General features: G+C 36.2%; 3 protein-coding genes. 1 reads left to right on the top strand and 2 read right to left on the bottom strand.

All coding sequences use genetic code 11. From position 1 onward, the window contains the following. Nucleotides 1–3,122: DUF4200 domain-containing protein (locus QZ276_RS02980; protein ID WP_292485150.1), on the bottom strand; the 3,122-nt coding region annotated here is incomplete at its 3' end. Continuing rightward, entirely contained in the window at nt 3,115–3,300 is a 186-nt protein-coding gene (locus tag QZ276_RS02975) for a hypothetical protein (RefSeq protein ID WP_292485148.1), read from the bottom strand. The genes QZ276_RS02980 and QZ276_RS02975, both read right to left, overlap by 8 nt. Before the next feature lie 59 nt (nt 3,301–3,359). Between QZ276_RS02975 and QZ276_RS02970 the strand changes: the two genes are divergently transcribed. Continuing rightward, nucleotides 3,360–3,665: hypothetical protein (locus QZ276_RS02970; RefSeq protein WP_292485146.1), on the top strand; the 306-nt coding region annotated here is incomplete at its 3' end.

Genomic DNA, 3,665 nt, shown 5'->3' with positions numbered 1-3,665 from the left:
ATTTGATGAACTCCATTGCCGGTGTCTCTCCACGGGGTTGAATTATACAGGTCAAACCCGTAAATATATCCCCGGGGTGATTGCACTATGCTTTTGGGATGAACCGAGCCCATATTGGATTTAAGTTCCTGCCGGTTGCCCAATATCTGGTTCTGTGAATTATAAAAACTTGTTATTTTATGGGCCTGTATGGCCTTTAAAATACCACCTTGATTTCTCAAACTATATATTTTACCATTTTCGCTGGGAAGATAAACTACGTTATTATAATCAGCCTGTGAAAGACCGTTTATTTGCGTCCCTTCAAAATAAGGATTAGTATAGACAAGACTTTCATGTTCTATGCCTTTTTCTATATCTGTTTTTATAAAGGCTCTGCCTAAATTATAATAATCACTTCTAAAAGCATGAGTGACATGAGAGTCCTCAATCCACATACTAATTTCACTGCCTTTCTCATCGGAAGAGCTACCCTGATACATGGTTTGAAATTTAAGATAGGAATTGACAGGCGTTATCGTATGGCTTATACTCTGATGGGATTGTGTTCCAGTTCCGGGATTAGATACATTATAAATATCTCCGATGGCATAAAATCTATTCGTAGAATTAGTATAAGAGGGCCTATATATTTCAATGAGACAATTTTGCCACTGACCTCCTCCTGTTTTATCCAACTCTAACATATCGAAGTTGTCCTCATTGGGAGCTATTGTTTTTAGCCACAAACCTGCTTTTTCTACATATTGTTCGCTTTCTAACTCATAGTTGGCATCCACTACATCCAGTATTGGAAGGTCAATAACTTGGTTTAGTGTGTTAGTAGAAGACCCTACATTACTGTGAATAATCCTGATTCTATCACTATCATTTATAACATATTGTTTAAGATTGGCAAGTGCTTTTTTCTCTGAATTACCAAGCTCTTGTTTTTTAAGTTCTATTTTTCTTTCAAGTTCTTTGATTTTTTCATTGTATTGTTGCCTCCTACGTTCTTCTTTTTCTCCCTTGCCTTCTATTTGGTATTGCCAGAATTGCTTAAATTGAAGTCCTGGTATGCCTTTATCAGAATCAGAGCCAAGTTCATCTTTTTGCTGTTCAAGAGTTTCTACTTGATTCTCATATTCTTCTATTTGTTGATTGATAGAATCGTTAAGTGTGTCAACAGTAAAGCCAATCAGGAGAGCCACATTGCCATCTTCTTCTCCACTGTCATCCCTATACCTGTCTGCATACAACACAGGAACTTGCACAAAATGTTGTGGTTGATATGAAATTAAAAATCTATAATAATACGCCCAATCAGGTATAGACACGTTATCAAGACCAGACACATCAACTTTCACAACCCCATCATTAGAAGTGCCGGTGGTGTCTTCAATAAAAAACTCACAGTCGCTTGATACATTAGGCTCTCCTGCCCGTCCATATCTGTCTATATACTGAACGGCTCCCTTGTAATATCGTCCCCTTTTTAGAGTTGAATAAAGGTTGGCTTCTATAAGGTCAGCATTAACTGTATTCTCATAGTTAGTGTATGTAACATTCTGAACAGAATAACCAGACGACACAGTTATATCTTTCTTATAAAATATTCTTAATAATCCATAATAAGCATTACTGGAATTGTCGTTATAATTAAAACTGTCATAGTTTGTCGAACTATTTATATCTGTTATAAAGCTCAATATATTATTGCCAAAATAATCTCTTGATACAGTTTGGTTAAGTGTAACTTCAAATTCACCACTCTCGTCAACCTCCGTAGACAAAGGAAACTCTTGTGAATCTGAATAAGCAAAAGTGCCTGTATCATCATAAACATCCCACTCAACTAAGTTGTAGGCCCTCAATCTAATCACACTACCCTTATACAAAATCTGTGGAAGCACGCTCAAATCAAAACCCAATGTAGAACTAATTGTCCACGTTGTGCTATCAACATTACTTGCCGCAGCAGAGTTTTGTGTTGAATTTATGGATTGTGTAGTTGGTGAAGGAAGGGCTTGGTAATTAGGAGAAAAATCTACTCCACTTATATCCACATCCGAATAATCCACCTCATTCTGACCAAAAACCACTCTATTCATATAATTGGTTATGGAATCAGAGTTGAGTGGTATAAATTCATAGGGTTTAGAAATCTCTTCATTGGCAACAGAAACATAACCACCTGTATTATAAAATCTATAATAATATTCCGTGTTGTCACTTAAAGAAGTCTCATAAGTAACACTGCTTCCATCACTAACATCAGTGCCGGGAGTTATGGTAGCGGGATCAATAACATTCTCAGGATTATCCTTGTCAATAGAAACAACCTGAAACCAATTTCCTATATTACCCTCCCGAACAGCAATTGCAATTTTGTCTACTGTACTATCACCTGAATTGAATTTTATATCAATGAAGTTATCCGTATCGTCTTTCTGTACTGCACTGTCTTTAAAGAGGAAAATGTCATTAGAATAAGCTATTTTACTTGTAATACCATATACTGAAGGAAGGCTGTCTCTATATATATACTTTTGACGAAATTGAAACATTTTGTCAAATACATGAGAACCACCGAAATTATAATCAGTGCCATAGGCAAAATCAATTTCATACAAAGGAGGCTTCTTTATAAGAGAAAGTTTTTCTTCACTGTTATACGTAACCGTTCCTGCCTTTGCATCTGCCATATTAATAATCTGGGCAGGTCGCCCCCTTTCCTGCCAAACCAACAAATCACCAAATATTTTAGCCTCTTCTATTTTAGTGTCAAAGTTGAGGTTGGCATTGTCCACCACCAACCCCTCTTTTGTACCATCCTCTTTATATCTTACAATACTTTTATGCCAACTACCATCATAGGTTTGCACAAATAAAACAATCCCATTATTGGCCTGATCATACACCGACCCAGCAATCTTAATTTGTGAGTAAGAACCAATGTTTGTCCCGTTACTAAGATCAATAGATTCTGTACCCTTGATGGGTTTTAGAACGCCATAATTAGCATCACCAACCTTTATACCATTAACAAGATTGCGATAGTCTCCTTTCTTAATGTATTTCTGATCGCTGTCCCTGTCAAGGCCGCCAATGGGCAATATTTCGTCAACAAGATTCTTAGCCATTTTTCTTAGACTTCTCTTTTGATTCTTCTTTCTTTTGAGACTGTTCTTCTCTCAATTGTTCATCAAGGATGGCAATAGCTCCCTTAATCTGTTCGATACTATTGCCAAGTTGCTCATACTGTTTTTGTGCCTGTTCTAATTGACTGGCAAGCTCGTCTCTTCTACTTTTATAATCCATATACTTAAATTTTTATTTTCTACAAAAATAATAAATATTGTATTTAGGTGTTTTGTGTTTTGCAAATGTTTAAATTCAAAGCCATGAAACATTTAATTTTTATTATCGTACTGTTGTTCCCGCTGATTGGGAGTGGTCAAACATTTGATTATTCCGCTTCTGTTGAAACCGGATATTACACTGGAGTTCGTTATCTGCTCGGTCAAAATATAATAACTGATGATGGGGCTACAAAACTTCGCTATCCTATTGGTATGCAAATTCAGCATCCCGATCCAAGTTTTTATAGTGACATCCAAATCGGTCTGCATGGATTTGATCACCGTCTTAATTTTGAAACCAATGTTATTACAACTTTCACTGAT

Source organism: Methanohalobium sp., from assembly GCF_018609725.1.
GTDB lineage: Archaea > Halobacteriota > Methanosarcinia > Methanosarcinales > Methanosarcinaceae > Methanohalobium.
This window is presented reverse-complemented; position numbering and strand designations above follow the sequence as displayed.

Excerpts from the sequence above, each read along its gene's own strand:
- QZ276_RS02975 (WP_292485148.1), bottom strand. The coding sequence starts at position 3,300 with ATGGATTATAAAAGTAGAAGAGACGAGCTTGCCAGTCAATTAGAACAG.